Source organism: Vibrio sp. 10N.261.52.A1, assembly GCF_002876325.1.
GTDB classification, from domain to species: Bacteria; Pseudomonadota; Gammaproteobacteria; order Enterobacterales; family Vibrionaceae; genus Vibrio; species Vibrio chagasii.
Window position 1 is genome coordinate 1 of the sequence record NZ_MCYD01000783.1, and the last position, 3,926, is coordinate 3,926.

6 protein-coding genes are annotated in these 3,926 nt (G+C 46.1%); 4 read left to right on the plus strand and 2 right to left on the minus strand.

Annotation, left to right across the window (positions count from 1 at the left end; translation table 11 throughout):
• The 3 genes from BCT81_RS16310 to recR all read left to right on the plus strand — a co-directional run.
• Positions 1-942: DNA polymerase III subunit gamma/tau C-terminal domain-containing protein (locus BCT81_RS16310; RefSeq protein WP_277869822.1), on the plus strand; the 942-nt coding region annotated here is incomplete at its 5' end.
• 152 nt (positions 943-1,094) lie between these two features.
• Positions 1,095-1,424, plus strand: coding sequence for a YbaB/EbfC family nucleoid-associated protein (locus BCT81_RS16315; protein ID WP_004740648.1), 330 nt, complete (start codon positions 1,095-1,097; stop codon positions 1,422-1,424).
• A gap of 72 nt (positions 1,425-1,496) precedes the next feature.
• Positions 1,497-2,096, plus strand: a complete 600-nt coding sequence (gene recR / locus BCT81_RS16320) for a recombination mediator RecR (protein ID WP_004740649.1) — start codon at positions 1,497-1,499, stop codon at positions 2,094-2,096.
• Between the two features lie 80 nt (positions 2,097-2,176).
• On the opposite strand, the gene aqpZ is transcribed toward recR, so the two are convergent.
• Positions 2,177-2,866, minus strand: coding sequence for an aquaporin Z (aqpZ, locus tag BCT81_RS16325; protein ID WP_102425116.1), 690 nt, complete (start codon positions 2,864-2,866; stop codon positions 2,177-2,179).
• A gap of 102 nt (positions 2,867-2,968) precedes the next feature.
• Entirely contained in the window at positions 2,969-3,217 is a 249-nt protein-coding gene (locus BCT81_RS16330) for a YkgJ family cysteine cluster protein (RefSeq protein WP_102425117.1), read from the minus strand.
• A gap of 159 nt (positions 3,218-3,376) precedes the next feature.
• On the opposite strand from BCT81_RS16330, the gene BCT81_RS16335 reads away from it, so the two are divergent.
• Positions 3,377-3,814: a YcgN family cysteine cluster protein gene (locus BCT81_RS16335; protein WP_102425118.1), complete on the plus strand. Its 438-nt coding sequence runs from the start codon at positions 3,377-3,379 to the stop codon at positions 3,812-3,814.
• The last annotated feature ends 112 nt before the right edge of the window (positions 3,815-3,926 follow it).

Below are 3,926 nucleotides of genomic sequence, written 5' to 3' on the forward strand. Positions count from 1 at the left end.
GAGCATTCTGGTCATCAAGGTTATCCAGAACAGGATTACCCGCAAAGCCAGTATGATGCGCCGCCAGCTTATGACGAACGTCCAAGCTACGGTTCAGAGCAGTCGATGAGTCCTATGACTCAACAAGCACAGCCTCAGCAGCAAGCGAGCTATCAGAATCAAGCTCAGGCCCAGCCACAAAACGTTGCACCGTCTGCGTCTGAAGGGCAGCCTGAACGTCCTGCATCACCTGTCAGTGGTTTGCGCCACCAATTACGCTCCCAGCGTAGAGGTAACGCAGCACAGGACAGTAAAGGTTCAACGCCAAAAAAGGCTAAAGCGGCACCAGCTAAAACTTCAGTTCTTGACCGAGTTGCTCAGCAACACGGTAGTTCTGAGCGGGTGTCGCCAGCTTCTTTACCAACCTCTCCGACAGAAAATGTTACCAATGATAATGAACCTTATCGCTGGAAACCGTCTAAACCTGTTGTAAAAGAGGCGAGCAAAGAGCTTACACCTACTCAGATCAAGCGAGCGCTAGAGCACGTCAAAACGCCAGAAATGGTAGAAAAGCTGCTTAACGAGTCGATTGCTCAAGATGAATGGTCTGCCACGATTCAAAAGCTAGAGACAGCTAAGCTTGTTGAACAGTTAGCGTTGAACTCTGTATTTACTAAGAATGATACATCGATAACGCTAACCTTGAGATCGAGCCAAGCTCACTTGAATACGGACCGAGCGCAGAGCGAACTATTACAGTCTCTCAATACGGTACTCGGAGAAGAGTGTCACTTGAGCGTCGAAATCGGCGATGATGGTGAAACACCACTAGAATTACGAGAAAGGCTGTACCAAGGTAAGTTGAAAGACGCGTTTACCAGTTTGGAAAACGATGCCAACGTACAGTTTATCGAAAGACGCTTCGCTGCAGAACTCGACAGAGATAGTGTTCGTCCTATCTAACGCTAATTTTGATTTAGTGATGGGCGTATCATCTTAGATGCGCCGATCGAAGAACTGAACACTGAGGGGTTGAATCACACTGCTTTAACCCCCATTTAAGCGCTTATAGCTTAATAAATTTTAATAAACCAATTAGACCAGAGAGTATTAACATGTTTGGTAAAGGCGGTATGGGCAACATGATGAAGCAAGCCCAGCAAATGCAAGAGCGCATGCAAAAGCTTCAAGAAGAAATTGCAAATATGGAAGTAACAGGTGAATCTGGTGCTGGCCTTGTAAAAGTAACAATCACTGGTAGCCACAGCGTTCGCCGTGTTGATATCGATGAAAGCCTAATGGAAGACGATAAAGAGATGCTTGAAGATCTTATCGCTGCTGCTTTCAACGATGCGGCTCGTCGTGTTGAAGAAACTCAAAAAGAAAAAATGGCTAGCATTACTGGCGGAATGCAACTTCCACCAGGCATGAAGATGCCTTTCTAAGCGACTTATTTCTAAGGGTTCGTTCTTACCTTACTTGAGCGGGCCGTTATTTGAAAATTAGAACGGTTAAATATGCGTACCAGTCATATGCTGGAGCATTTGATGGAGGCCTTACGTTGTCTACCTGGGGTTGGCCCCAAGTCGGCGCAGCGTATGGCCTTTCATTTGTTACAGCGCGATAGAAAAGGCGGCCTTCAGTTGGCTGATGCTCTTAGCCAAGCAATGACTGAAATCGGTCACTGCAATGAGTGCCGTACTTTTACTGAAGAAGATACCTGCCACATTTGTACCAACCCTAAACGTCAGGAAAATGGTCAAATCTGTGTAGTAGAAAGCCCAGCTGATATTGCAGCTATCGAAGCAACTGGCCAATACTCTGGTCGTTACTTTGTGCTTATGGGGCACCTTTCACCACTTGATGGTATTGGTCCAAGTGACATCGGTCTCGATGTTTTGGACTACCGCCTACGTCGTGGTGATATCTCTGAAGTAATCCTAGCGACTAACCCGACTGTTGAAGGGGAAGCGACAGCGCATTACATTGCTGAGCTTTGTAATGCCCATGAAGTGAACGCAAGCCGAATCGCTCATGGTGTTCCCGTTGGTGGTGAGCTAGAGCTGGTGGATGGCACCACGCTTTCACACTCATTGCTCGGTCGTCATAAGATCTAAAAAAGCCGCTTGGTGAATCATCACTAAGCGGCTTTTTCTTTTATGACTTAAAGCTTATTCTATCTAATTGTTCTCTGATCTTAATCCGAGCCTCGAACGGCTTTGTATATCACCGCACCGATCACCGCACCAATAATTGGAGCAACCCAGAACAGCCATAGTTGAGAAACGGCCCAGTCACCAACAAATACCGCTACACCCGTGCTTCGAGCTGGGTTTACAGAGGTATTGGTTACAGGAATACTGATAAGGTGTATTAGGGTTAAACAGAGACCAATCGCGATGGGTGCAAATCCCGCGGGTGCTTTAGAATCGGTCGCTCCCATGATCACGAAGAGGAATACCATGGTCATCACTACCTCACAGACCAGTGCTGCAGTTAGTGAGTAACCACCGGGAGAGTGCTCTCCAAAGCCATTTGACGCGAAGCCTGATGAAACGGCATCAAAGCCAGCTTGGCCGGAGGCAATCACAAATAATACACCGCCGGCAATAATACCGCCGAGTACTTGAGCAATGATGTAAGGGACAACATCTTTGGCATCAAAACGACCACCCGTCCAAAGGCCGATAGTGACAGCGGGGTTGAGGTGGCAACCGGATATATGCCCAATAGCGAAAGCCATGGTGAGCACGGTTAAACCAAAGGCAAGAGATACCCCAAGCAGGCCAATACCTACATCGGGAAAAGCAGCGGCTAAGACGGCACTACCACAACCACCTAACACCAACCAAAACGTACCAAACATTTCTGCGATATACCTATTCATAACGATCCTTATTAATCTGTACCAGTATCAACAAGATAGTTTAGATTTCGCAAAATTGTGAAATCTTGGGCATATAGATGTCAGAAAAGGGCAGAGGTATGGTTAAGTGATCGCCTCAAGTTCGATTAAGTTATCGAGTGCTTCTTGATCGGTTTTGCCGCAAATAACAGGGCAAGCTTTGAATTGATGGCACACTTTAGGACGTGAGTCTTGACCAAACAGCTTACAAAGATTCTGTTCGTTTAATTGAATGCAGCGTATGCCCGCAGGCTTACCATTTGGCATTCCAGGAATAGCAGATGTAATACTCGGAGCGATACAGCATGCTCCACAACCTAGGCGACATTCCATCAAATTAAACTCACTAAATAACAGGGTGCGCGATAGTAGCAAAAAATAATGGCAGTGACAGCTATTGATTGGATCAAAGAATGAACAATTATTATCCTTGAACTTTTTATGGGCTAGCGGTATAACACGCACCCCAGTAAAAGAGTAAGAAGTAATCCTATGACGAATCCATTTTGGCAAGAAAAAACACTAGAGCAGATGTCCGAGCAAGAGTGGGAATCTCTGTGCGATGGTTGTGGTAAGTGTTGCCTGCATAAGCTTATGGATGAAGATAGCGATGAGGTTTACTACACCAATGTGGCGTGTAGCTGGCTGAACGACAAAACGTGTTCTTGTAAGGACTACCCAAACCGCTTCACTTCAGGTGAAGAATGTCTCAAGCTAACTCGTGATAAAATCGACGAGTTCCATTGGCTGCCAGATACTTGTGCTTACCGTCTTCTATCCGAATCTAAGCCGATCCCAGAGTGGCACCCATTAATCACAGGTTCTAAGTCTGAAATGCACGCTGCGGGTGAAAGCGTTCGCAACAAAGTCGTATACGAAATTGATGTTGTGGATTGGGAAGACCACATCCTTAATCACCCAAATCGTTAATGATTAAAAAAACAGTCGCTCAACAGCGGCTGTTTTGCTATTTGGCGTCACCTAAATTTGAAGCTTAAATTCTTAAACGCTTACAACAAAAAACGCCCCGCAGGGCGTTAAG

Excerpts from the sequence above, each read along its gene's own strand:
- recR (WP_004740649.1), top strand. The coding sequence starts at position 1,497 with ATGCGTACCAGTCATATGCTGGAGCATTTGATGGAGGCCTTACGTTGT.
- BCT81_RS16330 (WP_102425117.1), bottom strand. The coding sequence starts at position 3,217 with ATGGAATGTCGCCTAGGTTGTGGAGCATGCTGTATCGCTCCGAGTATT.
- BCT81_RS16315 (WP_004740648.1), top strand. The coding sequence starts at position 1,095 with ATGTTTGGTAAAGGCGGTATGGGCAACATGATGAAGCAAGCCCAGCAA.
- aqpZ (WP_102425116.1), bottom strand. The coding sequence starts at position 2,866 with ATGAATAGGTATATCGCAGAAATGTTTGGTACGTTTTGGTTGGTGTTA.
- BCT81_RS16335 (WP_102425118.1), top strand. The coding sequence starts at position 3,377 with ATGACGAATCCATTTTGGCAAGAAAAAACACTAGAGCAGATGTCCGAG.